A 16,875-nucleotide genomic window follows, 5' to 3' on the forward strand; every position below is an offset into this window, starting at 1 on the left:
GCGAAGGGATCAGGAACGGCGCGGGTCGTCAGTGCTGCGGCCGCCGCCCACGAGGACGACGTCGTCGAGCGCGGTGCGGTGGCCGGCGTCGCGGAGGGCGAGCGTCTCCGCGGGGCCGTTCGCGTCGGCGTCGTACGCGTTCTCGAGAGTCAGGTCGCGCAGGGTGACGCGGTCGGCGAGCACGGTCGCGGTGGCCCAGTCGCTCGCGGGCTTGTCGTAGGTGACGACGACGTCGGCGGGGTCGCCCGTGGCGCCGCGCACCGTCAGGCGGTCGGCGCCGGGCCAGACGGTGACGACCTCCCGGTACGTGCCCGGCTCGACGACGACCTCGACGGGCCGGCCGGACCGCCACGCCGCGCCGACGGCCGCCTGGATCGACAGGAAGTCGCCGGAGCCGTCCTGGGCCACCGTGACCTGCCGGCCCACGCGCTCGTCGTGCGTGGAGCGGGTCCCGGCGTACCGGGTGAGCAGCGGCACGACGTCCTCGACGTCGTCGGCCCGGTAGTCGTAGAGGTCGGACGCCTCGAACGTGGGGCCGGTCTCGGCCGGCTCCTCGCCCCAGGTGCCGCGGAACAGGTTGTCGCGCTGGTGCAGGCGGGCGGCGTCGCCACTGAGGATGAGCGGGTTGCGCGCGTTCTCGTAGACGCTCGACTCCACGAGGAGCGACGAGCCCCCGCGCGAGGTGGTGCCATACGAGCTCACGCCCGACAGCCAGTTGTTGTAGAGGTGGCCGAGGGCGACGTTGTCGATGCTGCCGTTGCGCTGGTGCACGTTCGAGAAGCGGTTGTGGTGCAGCGTCAGCGTGGTCACGACGTTGTCCGTCCACCCGACGCCGAGGGTCTTGTTGTGGTCGTGGAAGGAGTTCCACGACGCCGTGACGGCGGTGGAGTCCTTGCGGATGTCGAGCTGGCCGTCGCCGAGGCGGGCGAACTCGTTGTGGTCCACCCACACGTGGTCGGACGTGTCGACGCGGATGCCGTCGTTGTCGTTGTCCGCGCTCTTGCCGTCCCAGTCGGCCGCGACGAACGAGTCGCGGAAGGTCAGGTTCCGGATGATGACGTTCTCGACCTCGAGCAGCCGCAGCCCGCCGCCGACCAGCTCGCCTCCCGACGCCGCGCCGACGACGGTCTTGTCGCTCGCGACGTCGATCATCGCGCCGAACGGCTCCACGTCGAGGCTGCCCTGCACGAGGATCGTCAGCGGCTCGTCCGACGCCGCGTACTCGGCGAGCGCCGCCGCGTCGCGCACGGTGACAGTGCGGCCGCCCGCGCCGCCCGTGGTGCCCTCGGGCAGCGCGTCCGTCGGCACGGACGCGAAGCCGGTCGCGGTGGGGGACCAGACCGGCCCGTCCGCCGTCGTCGCGGGCGTGGCGCCGATGCGGTGCAGCAGGGCGCGGCCGGCCGCCTCGGCGCCGGGCGACGGGTCGGGCGCCGCGTGCGCCGCGGGGGCGAGCAGCGTCAGCGCCAGCACCGGCGCGGACAGGGCGGCGACGGCGCGGGCACGCGCTCGTCGGGGTGGTCGACCGGGGCGCGGGGAGCGTCGGTCGTCCGGGGTGAAGGGCATCGTCGCACCTCTCGTGAGACTCGGGCCTGCGGCCCTCGGGTCGGGACGAGCGGTCGTGCGCTGGTGCCAGGTGCTGCTGCTCGTGGTGCGGCCGACGTCGGTGTCGGTCTTCCCTCCCCGTCGCGTCCTGCGACCGGAAACGCCTCAGAAACCGGTTTCTCAGAACGTAGCCGACGGATCGTGCCCGCGTCAATAGTTCAGCCGCCGGTATCAATGGCGGTGGCCCGGGACGACAACTAGCGCGCGGCCGCGCCGAGCCGGTCGCGCCACCGCTCCCACGGGGGCGCGACCGCCCAGTTCAGCCGCAGCGTGCGCACGGCCCGGACCAGGCGCCGGCGGCGTGCGTACCGCAGCGACCGGGCGGACACGCCGACCCGGAGGTGCCGGTCCCGCACGATCCGTCGGCGTGGCCCGAGCGCGAAGGCGAGGTCCAGGTCGTCGTGCACCTCGGGGTCGACCCGTTCGACCTGGTCGCGCACGGCCCACCACGTGCTGCGGCGCACCGCCATGCAGGAACCCCACAGCGCCGTGTGGCCGAGCGCCATCCGGGTGCTGGCGTAGTAGGCGGAGAGGTACAGCGCGCACGCCCAGCGGCCGCCCCGCAGGTCGGTGAAGGTTCCCACCCCTGTCACGGCGTCGACCGTCGGGTCGCCGGCCATGCGGTCGGCGACGGCGCGCACCCAGCCGGGACCGGGCTGCGAGTCGGCGTCGAGGCGCGCGACGACGTCGCCCCGGGCGGCGTCGTACCCCGCGGCCGCGGCCGCGGGGATGCCGACCCGTGGCTCGTGCACCACGACGGCTCCTGCGCGCCGTGCGACCTCGGCCGTCCCGTCGGAGGACGCGTTGTCCACCACCACGACCTCGAGCGGTGCATGGGTCTGCTCCGCGAGCAGCGCGAGGCACCGCGCGAGCGCGGCGGCGTCGTCGCGGGCGGGGACGACCACGGAGACGGTGGGGAGCGTCCGTCCCGCGGAAGGGTTCCCCGGCCGCGCCGTCACGAGAGCACCCGTGCCGGCGTCCGGGTGGCGGCACGGGCGGCGAGCCACGCCGCGGCGAGGCTGCCCAGCAGCGCCGCCGCGAGGTCGCCGACGGTGTCCGGGTACGTCACGTGGATGCTGTCGTCGAAGAACGTGTGCCCCACGGCCTCGAGCAGCTCCCAGACGACGGCGAGCAGCGCGCCGAGGCCGACCGTCGTCAGCGCGGCCGTCGCGCGCGGGCGGACGTGGGACACGGCGACGCCGGCCCGGGCCAGCACCTGGTGGGCCAGGGCCGCGAGCGCCCCGGTCGCGACCGCGTGCACGAGCAGGTCCAGACCCTCGACCCGCTCGTAGAGCCCGGCCACGGCGCACCACGCGGCGGCGAGCATGACCGCGCCGCACGTGACGTCGAGCCAGGCGGGGGCCCCGGACGCCCGGGGCACCATCGAGCCGCCCAGGACGAGGGCGAACAGGGCGACGGCGACGCCGCCCGACGTCGCCGCGGCGACCAGGACGCTCGCCAGCGCCCCGGCGCGGACGGCGTCGCCCAGCACGATCCCCCAGGTCGGCCTCCCGGGCTCGGGGCTCCATGCCGCCCTGGTGCGTGTGGTCAGTGGTGCCGGCGTCACGGGGGCCAGCCTAGGCAGCAGCGACGGCACCCACCCGTGCGACGGCGAGCTCGGCGACGGCCTGCGCGTCGGCGGCGTCGAGGCGCCGGTCCACGACGGCCGCCACGACGCGCACGTCGAGCGCCGACCCGGCCGGGACGCGGCGCACCGCGTCCCACGCCAGCGCCGGGCCGAGGCCCACGTAGTCCGCGACCCGCGCGAACCAGGGCGACGGGTCCTCCGCGCCCGCCCCGGGCTCCTGCACGAGCACGAGCGTGGTCCAGGCGGGGCCCGAGCGCCGCGCGACCGCCACCCACGGGTGCCGCGACCCGTGCACGTCGGGGCCGGCGGGGGAGACGGCGCGGGCCTCGTCGCCCGACGGGAGCCGCCAGAACCAGCCGCCGTACCCGGCGCCCGGGCGGCCGTTCGTGGCGGGGCTGCCGATCTCCACGTCGGCGTCGCCGGCGCGCAGCGTGCCGTGCCAGCCGAGCGCCCACGCGTCCACCTCGGGCAGCACCACGGCCGTCAGCCGGCGGTCCTCCGTGAGCTGCACGCCGCCGCGCTCGTCCAGCCAGCGCAGCTGCTGCGCCAGGGTGGCGCCGTCGTCCGTCACCTCCGTGCGCCCGACCTCCTGCCGACCGTGGTTCGCGAGCAGCGTCGGGCCCTGGTCGCGCACGTACGTGCGCCCGCCCCAGTGGCTGGTGCCGTCGACGTCGGCCACCGCCATGGAGACGCCGTAGTGGTGGCGGTGGTCCACGGGGCTCTTCGCCGTCATCGCCACGCCCTGCAGCGAGTGCACCGGGTGCAGGAACGGCCGCGGGCTGTGCACGCCCGGCATCCCGGCGCCGCGCGTGTACCGGCCCAGGGGGCGGTCGTCGCCGACGTCGAGCACCCAGTCGTCGTCGGCCGCGCGCCACCGGGCCCGCAGCGCGCCGTCGCGGGCGTGCGCCCGCCCCGCGAGGTCCGCGGACGTCACGCCGAGACGGCGCGCGGGCGGCACGGGGCCGGTGCTGCCGCGCACCACGAGCCCGGGCGTCACGTGCAGCGCGACGCCCTCGCCGGCGCCGGGCCGGGACTGCTCGGTGCCGAGCACGCGGGCGTGCAGCAGCTCCCAGGCGCGCCGCCCCAGGTCGGCCTGCGGCACGGCCGCCGTCGTGAGGGACGGCGTCGCGTAGCGGGCGAGCTCGATGTCGTCGAAGCCGCCGATCGAGAGGTCGCCGGGCACCGCCACCCCGGCCTCGTTGAGGCGGGCGAGCAGGCCGAACGCGACGAGGTCGTTGAACGCGACCACGCCCGTGGCGCCCGTCGCGAGCACCTGGTCCGCCGCGCGGTAGCCGGCGTCCACGGTGGGGCCGCAGGGCACGGTCGTGACGCGCAGGCCCGGGTGCCGCTCGCGCGCGTCGTCGAGGGCACGGGCGCGCAGCGCGTTCGACGCGCTCGAGCGCGGGCCGGCGACGTAGGCCAGCTCCCGGTGCCCCAGCGCCACCAGGTGGTCGACCATGCTGCGCACACCGGCCGCGTAGTCGACGCGGACGCTCGGCACGGTGAGGCCGGGCACGTGCCGGTTGATCACCACGACGGGCTCCAGCCGCGGGAGGAGCTCGAGCAGCGCCCCCTCGGGCGTGCGCGGGGCCGCGAGGACGAGCGCGTCGCAGCGCAGCCGCGCCTCGAGGGCCACCTCCGCCTCGTCGCGCGTGTTCTCCGCGGTCTCCGCGACGAGCACGCGGTAGTCGTGCGGCGCGGCGGCCGCCATCGTGCCCCGCAGGATCTGCTGGAACATCGGGTTCGCGAGGTCCGGCACGACGAGCGCGACGGAGTTCGTGCGGCCCAGCGACAGGCTCCGCGCCACGCGGCTCGGCTGGTAGCGCAGGTCCCGGGCGGCGGCGCGCACCCGCTCGGCGATGTCCGCGGCGACCGTGGAGCGGCCGTTCATCACGCGCGAGACGGTGGCCCGGGACACCCCGGCGGCGGAGGCCACCTCGTCGATGGTGGGCCCCCCGGAGGTGCGCGGCATCACGCCTCCTTCCCGGCCACGGTGACGCGCACCGGGCCGAAGGTGCCGCCGTCGCCCGGCGCGAGGTCCGCCCCGAGCGGGGCGCTCGCGAAGAGGCCGACCTCGGCGCCGATCCAGTGGCCGACGACCGCCTGCCACGGGGGCGCGGGCTCGTGCCACGGCCCCGGGTCCTCGCCCGTCGGGGCGTCGGGCCGCCAGCCCCAGGTGACCGCGCCCTGCGCGTCGACGTCGGCACGCAGCACGACGCTCGTCGCGCCGCCCGGTACCGGCTCCTGCGCGACGACCTGCTCGTCGCCGTAGGTCCCGCCGCGCCGGACCGTCACCTCGACGCCGACCGGCGTGCGCTCCAGGCCCGCCCACGCGTACTCGCGGCCCAGCACGACCAGCCCCGCCCGGGTGCCGGGCGCGTCGCCGGCGAGGTCCACGCGGGTCTCCCAGGTGCTCGGCTGCCCGGGCAGCTGCTGGCAGAGCACGGCCCCCTGGTCGCGCAGGTTGCCGCGCGGGGAGGGCTGCGCGGGCAGCCGGAGCGTGCCGCCGCCGTCGGCCACGGCCCAGCCCTCGGCCGGGTTCGCCTGCCAGTGCCAGCGGGTCGCGAGCCCCGGGGCGGCGAAGTCGTCGCTGCGCGCCGGCTCGCCGGGCTCCGCGCCCGCGAGCGGCGTCGGGTGGGTGAGCACCGGCGCCCCGGCGTCGCCCAGGACCGGCCAGCCGCCGTCGTCCCAGCGCATCGGCTGCAGGTGCACGACCCGCCCGAAGACGCCGCGGTCCTGGAAGTGCAGGAACCAGTCGTCGCCGTCGGGGGTGTCCACCCAGGCGCCCTGGTGCGGCCCGTTGACCGGGGTGTCGCCCTGGGCGAGCACCACGCGGTGCTCGTACGGGCCCCACACGGAGCGCGACCGGAACGCCGTCTGCCAGCCGGTGGCGACCCCGCCCGCGGGCGCGAAGATCCAGTACCAGCCGTCGCGGTGGTACAGCTTCGGCCCCTCCAGGGTGCGGAAGCCGGGCAGCTCGTCGCCGTCGATCACGGTGCGGGCCGGGCCCACGACGCGGCGCAGCCCGGGGTCCACCTCGACCACGGTGAGCCGGTTCTTGACGCCGGCGCGGCTCTTCGCCCAGCCGTGCACGAGGTAGGCGCGGCCGTCGGGGGCCCACAGCGGGCACGGGTCGATGAGGCCCTGGCCCGGGACCAGGCACCACGGCTCGGACCACGGGCCGCGGGGGTCGGTCGCGGTAAGGACGAAGAGGCCGTGGTCCGGGTCGGGGTAGACGATCCAGAAGAGGCCGTCATGGTGGCGCAGGCTGGGCGCCCACACCCCGGACCCGTGCCGGGGGAGCGCGTAGTGCCCGGCCTGCGGCAGGGCGGGCAGGGCGTGCGCCACGTGCTCCCAGGAGACGAGGTCGCGCGAGTGCAGCACGGGCAGCCCGGGGGCGCGGTTGAAGCTGGACGCGATCAGCCAGTAGTCGTCGCCGACCCGGACGGCGTCCGGGTCCGGCCAGTCCGCGTCGAGGACCGGGTTGCTGTAGTGGGTCATGGTCGCCTTCCGTCACGTCGCTGGGACAGGCGGCGAGAAACCGTGGGAAACCGGTTCCTGCCGTGCTGTGCCCAGACTAGCAACCGGTTTCCACGCACCGGAACCCCGGGGGGCGCGACGGCCCGCGGGCGGCCCGTTCAGCCGGCGAGCACGTGCGAGACGAAGAGCGCGACGGCGCCGACGAAGGAGACGCCGCCGACCACGAGGGCGACGCGCTGCAGGGTGCGGTTGCCCGCGCCCGAGCGGAGCCGGACGGCCGCCCAGACGACTGCGGCCGCGGCCACGACGGGCACCACGAACAGCGCCAGCGAGGCGATGGCGAGCACCACCAGCCAGACGTCCGCGGCGGGCGTGCGGGGAGCGGCGGCCGGGGCTGCCGGCGCGGGCGCGGGCGTCGCCTCGGCGGCGATGGCGTCCACGGGCCCCAGCTCGTCGAGCACGCGGCGGGCCGGGTCGTCCTCCGCGCCGTGCCGGGCGAGGGACTCGGCGGCGTGCTCGCGCACCGCGGCGAGGGTCTCGGCGCGCTCGCGCGGGTCGGCGTCCGACAGGGCACGGTCGAGGTCGGCGAGGTAGGCCTCGACCAGCGGCGGGAAGGGGGTGGTGGTCATCAGGGCTCCAGGGTCGTGCGGACGTCTGCCGTGAACCGGGCCCAGGTGGCGGTGAACGTCTCGAGCGCCGCCCGGCCCTCGGTCGTGAGCTCGTAGTACCGGCGCGGCGGCCCCGTGGCGGACGCGACCTGCGTCGTGGTGACCCAGCCCTGCTGGCGCAGGCGGGACAGCAGGGGGTACAGCGTCCCCTCGCTGGTCAGCAGGGTGCTGTCGGTGCCGAGGCGTTCGGCGAGCTCGAGCCCGTACGCCGGCGCCGAGCGCAGGCAGGCCAGGACGCAGTACTCCACGACTCCCTTGCGGAGCTGGGTGAGGACCATGTCCGGCGTCGGTACCATGCGTCACAAGGTAGCAGTACCTTGCACCGCATGCTAGCCGTCGGTGCGGAGGTGCGCGAAGGGGCGCGGGGCGTCAGTGCCCGGCGTCGTCGGCCACCGCGAGGGCGAGCTCGCAGAACATCGAGTCGGCCCACGAGAACCACGGTCGCGAGTACGCCGTCGGGTCCGAGGGGTCGAAGCTCTCGTGGACCCGGCCCGTGCCGCCGTCGGTGTCCGCGATCAGCCGGAGCAGGCGCACCCGGTCCTCGGGGGTGCCGGTCAGGCCCTCCACGGCGAGCGCGATGGGCCACACCCGGCCCGGCTTCGTGTGCGGGCTGCCGACGCCGCTGGCCACGGTGCCGGTGAAGAAGTACGGGTTCGCCGGGCTCAGCACGAACTCCCGGGTGGCCCGCCAGACCTCGTCGTCGAGCACGTCGGGGGCGACCAGCGGCAGGGACAGCAGCGACGGCGTGTTGGCGTCGTCCATGCGCAGCTCGCCGCCCAGCCCGTCGACCTCGTACGCGTAGATCTGCCCGTCGCCCGCGGGGGAGGGGACGACGCCGTGCGCCGCGACGCCGGCGACGAGCTCGCCCGAGAGCGTGCGGGCGTCCTCCGCCAGCCGGGCGTCGGCCCAGACCTCGTCGGCGATCTCCGCGACGGCCCGCAGCGCCTGGGCGGCGAACAGGTTGGCCGGGACGTTGTAGCCGTAGGTGCAGGCGTCGTCCGACGGCCGGAAGGCGCTCCACGTCATGCCGGTGACGCCGACGGGCGTGCCGCGGCCGTCGCGCGCGAGCGTCTCCGTGGGGATCGTCGTGTCGCGGGAGAAGCGGTACGGCGACGCGTCGTGCCGCTGCTCGACGCGCAGCTGGTCGACGACGGTCCGCAGCACGCGGTGCGCGCGCTCGTCGAAGACGTCGGTGCGGCCGGTCTCCCGCCACAGCCGGTGCGCCAGCGTGACCGGGTACGCGAGGCTGTCGACCTCGTACTTCTGCTCCCACACGTGCGGGTCGTCGCAGACGTCGTCGGGGTCGTAGTGCGCGCCCGTGGGCCCGTCGTTGAAGGCGTTGGCGTACGGGTCGTGGTCCAGGCACGCGAGCTGGCGGCGCACGACGGCGGCCACGAGGTCCGCCAGCGGCGGGCAGGAGCCGAGGAACCGCAGGTAGGGCGTGAGCTGCGTGGTCGAGTCCCGCATCCACATGGCCGGGATGTCGCCCGTGATGACGAACGCGCTGCCGTCGGCCCCGATCGTCACCGTGTCGGCGAGGGTGCGGCGCAGGGCCGCCTCGACCATGCCGCCGACGCGCTCGCCCGCCGCGGCGCGCACGCGGTCGGCCGCGGCCCGCAGGGTCGCGTCGACCGCCGGGTCGAGACGGGCGGTGGTCGTGGTCAGCGTTCCCACGGGGTGGCGTCCTCCTGGTCGGTGACGCGCACGGTGGCGGCGCCGGCCGGCTCGTCGGCGTCGGGGGTGCACCACACTCCCACGGTCACGGGCTCGGCGGCGGGCGCGCCGCCCGCCCAGGAGCCGAGCTCGTCGAGGCCGAGACGGTACGTCAGCGCCGCCGTCGTGCCGGCCTCGACCGTGGCGCGCCGCACGCCCAGCAGCGTGCGGCGGCGCGGCCGGACGCCGCGCTCGTGGCGCCGGCCGTAGAGTGGCACGGACACGGTCGTCGCCGCCGGGCCGTCGTTCGTGACGTCGACGGTGAGCTCCGCCGTCCCGCCGTCGGCCAGCGCGGCCGCGGTGACGGTGGTCGTGACCTCGCGCAGGACGGCCGTGATGCCCGGCGCGTGCGCCGTCCCGAACGGCAGGCCGCGCAGCACCGTGTTGTCGGCATACGCGCGGGCGGTCTCCAGGCGCTCGTCGTGCGCGACCGGCACGACGCCGTCGGCGGCGGGGAACGTGGCCGGGAGGCGCCCGGACGCCGCGCCGGTCAGGAGGACGTCCGCGACCGCCGCGCCGCCGCCGGGGCCCGGGAAGGGGACCACGAGGAGCGCGTCGACCAGGGTGCCGAGCTCGGTGAGCACGCGGGGGCGGCCGTCGATCACGACCCCGACCACGGGCCGGCCCGCCGCCCGCGCCGCGCGCGCCACGTCGAGCTGGGCCTGCGGCAGCGCGACGGAGGAGAGGTCCACGCCCTCGCCGTTCGTCGTGTCGGGGGCGGGACCCTCGACGGCGCCGTTGTCGGCGAACTCGTCGTCGTAGCTGCGCCGGCTGGTGCCGCCCAGCACGACCACCGCCACGTCGGCCGCCGCGCACGCCTCCCGCACGGCGTCGAGCGCGCCGGGCCCCTCGCGCTGCTCGTCGAGCGGGCCGCGCAGCCGGCTGCCCGCCGCGTGCCGCACGCGCGCGGCGCCGAGCCGGTCCGTGAGGGCCGAGAGCACGGTGGACGCGGCGGGGTCCGCGGGCGGGCGCGGCGGCGTGTAGTCGCCGAGCTGCGCGTCGAGGTCGTCGGCGTTCGGGCCGACGACGGCGACCGTCGCGCCGTCGCGCAGCGGCAGTACGCCGTCGTCGCGCACGAGGACCACGGACTGCCGGGCCGCCCGCCCGACGAGCGCGACGACGTCCCGCGCGGGGGCGGTGGGCGCGGCGGGCGCGGTGGGCGCGGGCTCCCCGAGCAGGCCGAGGCGGTGCTTGAGCGCGAGCACACGGTCGACGGCGCGGTCGAGCACGTCCTCGCCGACGAGGCCGCGGTCCAGGGCTTCCTCCACGTGCGTGAACGCCTCGTCCCAGAGGCTCAGGTCGACGCCGGCCTGCAGGGCGAGCGCCGCGGCGGACGCCGGGTCGGGCGCGCTGTCGCGCAGCCGGTCGATCGCCGTGCCGTCGGCCATGACGAGCCCGCGCCAGCCCCACCGCTCGCGGATGGTGCCGGTGAGGAGCTCCTCGTTGGCGCTGCACGGCACGCCGTCGACGTCGTTGTAGGCGGCCATGTAGCCGGCGACGCCCGCCCGGGCCGCCGCGAAGGCGGGGCGCAGGTGGAGCTCGCCGAGCTCGCGGCGCCCGATCGGCGCGCCGGAGCCGTTGCGCCCGCCGATGCCGGCGCCCTGGCCGGCGAGGTGCTTGGCGACGACAGCGACGCGCCCCGGGGCGATCGGGTCGTCGCACGACGTCGTGCCCTGCATGCCGCGGACCGTCGCCTCGACGAGCGTCGCGGCGAGCGCGGGGTCCTCCGAGAAGCACTCCTCGGCCCGGCCCCAGCGCGGGTCGCGCAGCACGTCGAGGCCCGACACGAGCGCGACGTGCGTGCCGCGGGCGTGCGCCTCCGCGGCCACGAGGGCGCCGAGCTCCTCGGTGAGCTCCGCGTCCATCCCCGCGCCGAGCGCGAGGTTGACCGGCAGCGTCGTGCCGCCCAGCGCCATGAGCCCGTGCGGCGCCTCCTCGACGAACAGCACGGGCAGGCCGTCGCCGTAGCGGGTCACGTGCTCCTGCACCGCGGCGTAGGCCTCGGCGCTGCGCTCGGGCGGGACGCCGTTCCCCCAGCGCACCGCCGACCACGGGTCCGCGCGCAGCACGCCGTAGAGCGCGCCGAGCCCGCCCCAGCGGTCGACCTCCCGGCGCAGCACGTCGGTGACGCGCGGCGCGCCGTCGCTCCAGCGCACCGCCTCCCAGCCCTTGAGCCGCTGGTTGACCTGGCCGACGCGGGTGCGCAGCGGCAGCGCGGACGCGGTGACGGGCGGCGTCGTCATCCCTTGACCGCCCCCGACAGCAGCGCGCGCTGCATCTGGCGCTGGAGCAGGGTGTAGACGAGGTAGACGGGCAGCAGCGTGAACAGCGTGCCGGCCATGAGCACGCCGTAGTCGGTGCCCGCGTCGACCTTGAGGGTGGGCAGCGCGACCTGGATGGTGCGCTGCGCCGTGTCCGGGCCGATGAGGATCAGCGGGTAGAGATACGCGTTCCAGAACGCCAGGAAGTTGAGCAGCAGGACGGTGGCGATCCCGGGGATGCAGATCGGCAGGTAGACCTGGCGCAGCACCTGCAGCGAGGTGGCCCCGTCCATGGAGGCGGCCTCCTCGAGCTCGCGCGGGATGGTCCGCATGAACGACGTGAGGATGACGACCGACAGGGGCAGGGCTGTCGCGGGCAGCAGCAGCACGATGAACGTGCGGGTGTGGAAGAGCCCCATGGCGGCGGCGAGCAGGAACGTCGGGAACAGCGCGGCGAACGAGGGGATGAGGAAGCCGAGCGCGAAGACGCCCTCGACGACCTTGCCGGCCCGGCCCTGCGCGCGCGCCAGCGCGAACGACGCGGGCAGCGCCAGCACGAGCGTGAGCACGAGGGCGCCGACGGTCGTGATCACCGAGTTGGCGATCGCGAGCCCGAGGTCGGCCTGGTGGATCGCCGTCGTGAAGTTCGACAGGTCCCACGTGGTCGGCAGCGCCAGCGGCGACTCGAAGATCTCCTCGTTGTCCTTGAACGACGAGACGATGAAGTAGTAGAAGGGCACGATCAGCAGGGCGGCGTAGATCCACGCGAGCGTGCCGCTCGTGATCGAGCCGATGCGGTCGCGCAGGGGAAGGGCTGCGGGGCGCCGGGCCATGGCGGTCTCCTTGGGCGGGTCGGGGATCAGTGGGTCGCGCGGAGCACGCGGCGGATGACGCCCATGCCCAGCAGCCCGATCACGAAGAGGATGACGCCGACCGCCTGGCTGTACCCGAGGTCGGCCTCGACGAACGCCTTCTGGTAGATCAGGTAGGCGAGCGTCGTCGTCGAGGTGCCCGGCCCGCCCTGCGTCAGGAGCAGCACGTTCTGCGCCGAGTTGAAGAGCATCGACAGGAACTGCAGCATCGTCACGACGCCGATGAAGTCCCGGGCGATGGGCCAGTACATGCGCCACGCGATGCGCCAGTCGCCGGCGCCGTCGATGCGGGCCGCCGAGACGATCTCGGCGTCGACCCCGTCGAGGCGCGACGCGATGAGCACGGCCGAGTAGCCGATGCCGCTCCACAGCTCGACGGCGATGATCGCGCCGAGCGCGGTGCTCGGGTCGGCGAGCCAGGCGGTGCCCTCGAACCCGAGGGGGCGAAGGACGCCGTTGACCAGGCCGTCCGGGTTGAGCATGGCGTAGAACACCATCGCGGTGGCCGGGGCCGAGATGAGCGCGGGGATGAACAGCAGGTACCGCAGCACCCGGTGCCCGCGCGGCTTCTGCACCACGTAGAACGCGAGCAGGAACGCGAGCACGATCATGATCGGCAGGCCGACGACGATCTGCACCGCCGAGTTCCGGGTCGCGGCCCAGAACGTCTCGTCGGCGAACACGGTGGCGAAGTTGTCGAGCCCGGCGAAGGTCGGCGTCGCGAGCATGCCCGGCCAGGACAGGAAGGCGATGACGAACATCGCCACCACCGGGCCGATCATGAACACCGCGTACCAGACGAGCGCGGGCAGGGCGAGGCCGGGGAACCGTTCGCGGAGCGACCTGCGGCGGGGTGCCGGCGCGGGGGCGCCGGGCGGCGAGGGGCGGGCAGCGGTGTCCGTGCCGGCGACGAGCGCGGTCATGGTGATCCTTTCCTGGCGCCGGCGGTCAGGCCGCGTCGTAGGCCTTCTCGAACGAGTCGACGATCTTCTCGGCCGACGCGGAGCCGTAGGCCGCCGCGGTCACCTTGATCATCGGTTCGAAGACGGAGTCGGGGATGAGCAGGTCGGGCAGCATGACCGGCGTGACGTCGTCGTCCGTGAGCCGGGAGGCCTGCGCGACCAGCGGGAAGTCCGTGCTGACGGTGTCCGTGACGCGGTTCATGTCGCGGCCGGAGCCCAGGATGAACGCGTCCGTCACCTTGTCCGTGTACAGGTTCTGCACGAACGGCTTGATGAGGTCGAGCTTGTCGGCGCCGTTCTCGCTGATCCAGATGCCGTGGCCGTTGTAGCTCTTGATGACGCTGGGGCGCGCCAGCACCCCGCCGTCGGAGGGGACGGGCCAGCCGCCGACGGTGACCTCCTTCGCCCGCTCGGCCGGCACGAGCGCCAGGGCCGAGGACATGGCCGGGACGATGGCGGCCTTGCGGGTGTTGAACTGGGTCAGCTCGGAGTCGGAGGTGTAGCCCTGCACGTCGTCGACGAAGACGCCGGCGTCCCGCAGCATGACGAAGTGCTCGACGCCGGCGACGGCGCCGGCGCTCTCGGAGAGCTTGCCGGTCGAGAAGACCGTGCGCGCCTCCTCCTGCGTGAGGAAGCCCTGCAGGACCTGCAGGAACATCTTCTGGCCGCTCCAGTCGGAGCCCCCGACGGTGACGGGGCCGATCCCCTTGGACCGGAGCGCGTCCGCGACGGCGATCAGCTCGTCGGAGGTGGTGGGGATGTCGACACCGGCTTCCTCGAGCAGGCCGGTGTTGAACGACACGGGCCAGTTGGTGCGCGTGAAGGGGAACGCCCGGAGGCGCCCCTGGTCGTCGGTCCACTCCGCGACGGCCTCGGGGAGGATCTTGTCGCGCAGACCCCACTCGTCGAGCAGGTCGGTCACGGGGATCGTCGCGCCGGCGCCGGTCCAGCCCAGGGTGCGGCCCATCATGTTGACGACCGCGACGTCGGCCTCCTTGCCCGCCAGCGTGCTGGTCTCGAAGACGATGGGCAGGTCGGAGCCGTTCTTGAGCTGGGCGACGGTGCGGCCGGTGCTGCGCTGGTAGGCCGCGACGACGTCCGAGAACACCTGGGCGCCGGCGACGGCGCCGCTGAGCTGGGTGTGCACGGAGATCGACCGCGGTCCGTTCGACGCGGGGACGAGCGCGCCGCAGCCCGCGAGCAGCGGCGTGACGATGGCGCCGCTCATCGCCGCCTTGAGCACGGCACGCCTGCTGACGTCGTGGGTCACTGAGCCTCCCTGAGAGCTACGGTGCGTCGTTCGGGGTGGGCGGATCACATTGCCTCCGCCGCCGCTTCTTGTAAAGCGCTACACATCAAGTGGCGTGCAACGTATACCGCTTTACAGAGGAGGGTCAACCCCCTACTCTCGGACGCACCATGACTGCAACGAGCCCGAAACGCGTGACGATCGCGGACGTCGCCCGCCGCGCCGGCGTCTCGCCCTCCGCGGTGTCGCACGCCTTCAACGGGCGCCCCAACGTGTCCGAGGCGACCGCCGCCCGGATCCGGGCCGCTGCCGACGAGCTCAACTGGCGCCCGAACTACGCGAGCCGCAAGGTCTCGGGCCTCGGCGGCCGGAGCCTCGGGCTGGTCATCGCGCGGTCGCGCGACACCTTCGGGCGCGACCCGTTCTTCATGCGGCTGCTGGCCGGGCTCACCGAGCCGCTCGCCGACCTCGGTTGGTCCCTCTCCCTGACCCTCGTGCACGCGGACGAGGAGGAGCAGGTCTACCGGCAGTGGTGGGGCGAGCAGCGCGTCGACGCGTTCCTCCTGGTCGACGTCCGCAACGACGACCCGCGGCTCGGGCTCGTCGAGCACCTCGGCGCGCCGGCGGTGCTGCTCGGCGCGCCCGTCGGCGACGCCGTCCCCGCCGTCACCGTGCAGGACGACACGGCGTTCGCCACCGTGCTCGACCACCTCGCCGGGCTCGGCCACCGCCACGTCGCCCGCGTCACCGACGCCCCCGGCCTCGCCCACACGCGGGCCCGCGACCGGCGGTTCTCCGGCGCCGCGGCCGAGCAGGGCGTCCGGGCGTCGTTCTCCCCCTGGGACCCGGCCGCCCCCGACCCGGTCGCCGACCTCCTCGGCCGCCTCGACGGCGCCACCGCGATCGTGGTGGACAGCGAGTCGATCGCCGCGGAGATCGTCGCGCACGCGCCCGAGGTCGGGGTCACCGTGCCCGACCAGCTCTCGGTCGTCGCCTGGGAGGACTCCTGGGTCTCCACCCTGGTGCGGCCCCGCCTCACCGCCCTCGACGCCCCTGTCGAGGAGAGCGCGCGCACCGCGGTCGCGCTGCTCGAACGGCTGGTGCGCGGCGAGGCCGTCGCCTCCAGCTCCGTCAGCGGGCGCCGTCTCGTCGTCCGCGACTCGACGGCCCCGGCCCCGACCACCCAGACACGCGAGGAACCAGGATCGTGACCACGAACGTGCCCCGCTTCGGCGTCAACTACACCCCGTCGAAGGACTGGATGTTCCAGTGGATGGCCGTCGACCCCGACGTCGTCCGCGCGGACTTCGAGGCGATCGCCGGGCTCGGCGTCGACCACGTCCGGGTGTTCCCGCTGTGGCCCGTGCTGCAGCCGAATCGCACCCTGGTGCGCCGGCGCGCGCTCGACGACATCGTCCTCGTGACCGACGTCGCCGCGGAGTTCGGGCTGGACGTCGCCGTCGACGTGATCCAGGGCCACATGTCGGGCTTCGACTTCGTCCCGGCCTGGCTGGTCAACTGGCACGACGGGAACATGTTCGCCGACCAGGGCGCCGTCGAGGCGCAGGCCGCGCTCGTGTCCGCCGTCTACGACGCCGTCCGCGACCGCCCGAACTTCATGGGCCTCACCCTCGGCAACGAGCTCAACCAGTTCCTCGAGCCGAACCCCGCCGCGATGCCGGCCACCGTGGACCAGGTGACCCACTGGATGCGCTCGCTGCTCGAGGCGCCGCGCGACCGCGACCCGCGCCACGTCGTCGTGCACAGCGAGAACGACCACCTCTGGTACTGGGACGACCACTCGTTCCTGCCCGAGCACGCGGCCCGCCTCGGCGACATGACGACCGTGCACTCCTGGATCTTCAACGGCACGGCGGCGCGGTACGGCGCCCTGTCGCCGCAGTCGGTGCGGCACGCGGAGTGGATGATCGAGCTGTCCAAGGCGTTCGCGACCGACCCGGGCCGGCAGGTGTGGCTGCAGGAGGTCGGCGCCCCCTCGATGAACCTCGCCGAGGCCGAGATGCCCGAGTTCTGCTCGCGCACCGTCGAGGCCGCGCTGACGTCGAGCGACCTGTACGCCGTCACGTGGTGGTGCTCGCACGACGTCACCCGCGACCTCGCGGACTACAAGGACCTCGAGTACTCGCTCGGGCTGCTCGACACCGAGAACCGCGTCAAGCCGCTCGGCCGCCGGTTCGCGGAGCTGGTCGCGGAGGCGAGGAAGGGCGCGCTGCCGCTCGCCCAGCCGCGCACGGTCGGCGTCGTCGTGGACGTCGACGGCGCGGACCTGCCGCTCTCCCGGCCCTCCCTCGGCCCGGGCGGCGCGGTCTTCGAGCTGTGGCACGACCTGCGCGAGCGCGGCGACGCCGTGACCGTCGTGACGAGCACGACCGCCGCCGACCCGGCCGCCCTCGCGGCCCGCGGCGTGACGGAGGTCGTGCGCGCCGAGGTGCACTGACCCGTCGGCCCCGACGACGACG

At 75.1% G+C, this 16,875-nt stretch carries 14 protein-coding genes; 2 read left to right on the top strand and 12 right to left on the bottom strand.

Annotated features, from left to right (window positions below; translation table 11 throughout):
* Window positions 1-9 precede the first annotated feature (9 nt).
* The 12 genes from ACQFYA_RS04295 to ACQFYA_RS04350 form a co-directional block, all read right to left on the bottom strand.
* Window positions 10-1,563, bottom strand: a complete 1,554-nt coding sequence (locus ACQFYA_RS04295) for a pectate lyase family protein (RefSeq protein WP_499121790.1) — start codon at window positions 1,561-1,563, stop codon at window positions 10-12.
* Between the two features lie 236 nt (window positions 1,564-1,799).
* Window positions 1,800-2,507 carry a glycosyltransferase family 2 protein gene (locus tag ACQFYA_RS04300; RefSeq protein WP_499121791.1) on the bottom strand — a complete coding sequence of 236 codons (708 nt, stop codon included), beginning with the start codon at window positions 2,505-2,507 and terminating at the stop codon, window positions 1,800-1,802.
* 50 nt (window positions 2,508-2,557) lie between these two features.
* Window positions 2,558-3,169 carry a DUF2238 domain-containing protein gene (locus ACQFYA_RS04305; RefSeq protein ID WP_499121792.1) on the bottom strand — a complete coding sequence of 204 codons (612 nt, stop codon included), beginning with the start codon at window positions 3,167-3,169 and terminating at the stop codon, window positions 2,558-2,560.
* A 10-nt stretch (window positions 3,170-3,179) separates the two neighbouring features.
* The gene (locus tag ACQFYA_RS04310; RefSeq protein WP_499121793.1) at window positions 3,180-5,162 is read right to left on the bottom strand and encodes a DUF6807 family protein; all 1,983 of its coding nucleotides are present in this window, start codon (window positions 5,160-5,162) and stop codon (window positions 3,180-3,182) included.
* A complete protein-coding gene (locus ACQFYA_RS04315) occupies window positions 5,162-6,691 on the bottom strand; it encodes a glycoside hydrolase family 43 protein (RefSeq protein ID WP_499121794.1) in 1,530 nt (509 codons plus the stop codon). The genes ACQFYA_RS04310 and ACQFYA_RS04315 overlap by 1 nt, the downstream gene beginning before the upstream one ends.
* Before the next feature lie 137 nt (window positions 6,692-6,828).
* Window positions 6,829-7,299 (bottom strand): HAAS signaling domain-containing protein, encoded by a 471-nt coding sequence (locus ACQFYA_RS04320; protein WP_499121795.1) that lies wholly within the window; start codon window positions 7,297-7,299, stop codon window positions 6,829-6,831.
* Window positions 7,299-7,634, bottom strand: a complete 336-nt coding sequence (locus tag ACQFYA_RS04325; RefSeq protein ID WP_499121796.1) for a PadR family transcriptional regulator — start codon at window positions 7,632-7,634, stop codon at window positions 7,299-7,301. Before ACQFYA_RS04325 ends, ACQFYA_RS04320 begins: the two co-directional genes overlap by 1 nt.
* A gap of 73 nt (window positions 7,635-7,707) precedes the next feature.
* Entirely contained in the window at window positions 7,708-9,012 is a 1,305-nt protein-coding gene (locus ACQFYA_RS04330) for a glycoside hydrolase family 125 protein (protein WP_499121797.1), read from the bottom strand.
* On the bottom strand, window positions 9,000-11,294 hold the full coding sequence (locus ACQFYA_RS04335) for a glycoside hydrolase family 3 protein (protein WP_499121798.1): 2,295 nt from the start codon (window positions 11,292-11,294) through the stop codon (window positions 9,000-9,002). The genes ACQFYA_RS04330 and ACQFYA_RS04335 overlap by 13 nt, the downstream gene beginning before the upstream one ends.
* Window positions 11,291-12,145 carry a carbohydrate ABC transporter permease gene (locus tag ACQFYA_RS04340; protein ID WP_499121799.1) on the bottom strand — a complete coding sequence of 285 codons (855 nt, stop codon included), beginning with the start codon at window positions 12,143-12,145 and terminating at the stop codon, window positions 11,291-11,293. Before ACQFYA_RS04340 ends, ACQFYA_RS04335 begins: the two co-directional genes overlap by 4 nt.
* Before the next feature lie 26 nt (window positions 12,146-12,171).
* A complete protein-coding gene (locus tag ACQFYA_RS04345; protein WP_499121800.1) occupies window positions 12,172-13,107 on the bottom strand; it encodes a carbohydrate ABC transporter permease in 936 nt (311 codons plus the stop codon).
* Window positions 13,108-13,132: 25 nt separating this feature from the next.
* Window positions 13,133-14,416 (bottom strand): ABC transporter substrate-binding protein, encoded by a 1,284-nt coding sequence (locus ACQFYA_RS04350; protein WP_499121801.1) that lies wholly within the window; start codon window positions 14,414-14,416, stop codon window positions 13,133-13,135.
* Between the two features lie 149 nt (window positions 14,417-14,565).
* On the opposite strand from ACQFYA_RS04350, the gene ACQFYA_RS04355 reads away from it, so the two are divergent.
* Window positions 14,566-15,606, top strand: a complete 1,041-nt coding sequence (locus ACQFYA_RS04355; RefSeq protein ID WP_499121802.1) for a LacI family DNA-binding transcriptional regulator — start codon at window positions 14,566-14,568, stop codon at window positions 15,604-15,606.
* A complete protein-coding gene (locus ACQFYA_RS04360) occupies window positions 15,603-16,853 on the top strand; it encodes a glycoside hydrolase 5 family protein (protein ID WP_499121803.1) in 1,251 nt (416 codons plus the stop codon). Before ACQFYA_RS04355 ends, ACQFYA_RS04360 begins: the two co-directional genes overlap by 4 nt.
* Window positions 16,854-16,875 lie beyond the last annotated feature (22 nt).

Source organism: Promicromonospora sp. Marseille-Q5078 (assembly GCF_050315395.1).
Classification (GTDB): domain Bacteria; phylum Actinomycetota; class Actinomycetes; order Actinomycetales; family Cellulomonadaceae; genus Isoptericola.

Coding starts and splice junctions, on each gene's coding strand:
- ACQFYA_RS04295 (WP_499121790.1), bottom strand. CDS start 1,563: ATGCCCTTCACCCCGGACGACCGACGCTCCCCGCGCCCCGGTCGACCA.
- ACQFYA_RS04310 (WP_499121793.1), bottom strand. CDS start 5,162: ATGCCGCGCACCTCCGGGGGGCCCACCATCGACGAGGTGGCCTCCGCC.
- ACQFYA_RS04315 (WP_499121794.1), bottom strand. CDS start 6,691: ATGACCCACTACAGCAACCCGGTCCTCGACGCGGACTGGCCGGACCCG.
- ACQFYA_RS04320 (WP_499121795.1), bottom strand. CDS start 7,299: ATGACCACCACCCCCTTCCCGCCGCTGGTCGAGGCCTACCTCGCCGAC.
- ACQFYA_RS04325 (WP_499121796.1), bottom strand. CDS start 7,634: ATGGTACCGACGCCGGACATGGTCCTCACCCAGCTCCGCAAGGGAGTC.
- ACQFYA_RS04335 (WP_499121798.1), bottom strand. CDS start 11,294: ATGACGACGCCGCCCGTCACCGCGTCCGCGCTGCCGCTGCGCACCCGC.
- ACQFYA_RS04340 (WP_499121799.1), bottom strand. CDS start 12,145: ATGGCCCGGCGCCCCGCAGCCCTTCCCCTGCGCGACCGCATCGGCTCG.
- ACQFYA_RS04345 (WP_499121800.1), bottom strand. CDS start 13,107: ATGACCGCGCTCGTCGCCGGCACGGACACCGCTGCCCGCCCCTCGCCG.
- ACQFYA_RS04355 (WP_499121802.1), top strand. CDS start 14,566: ATGACTGCAACGAGCCCGAAACGCGTGACGATCGCGGACGTCGCCCGC.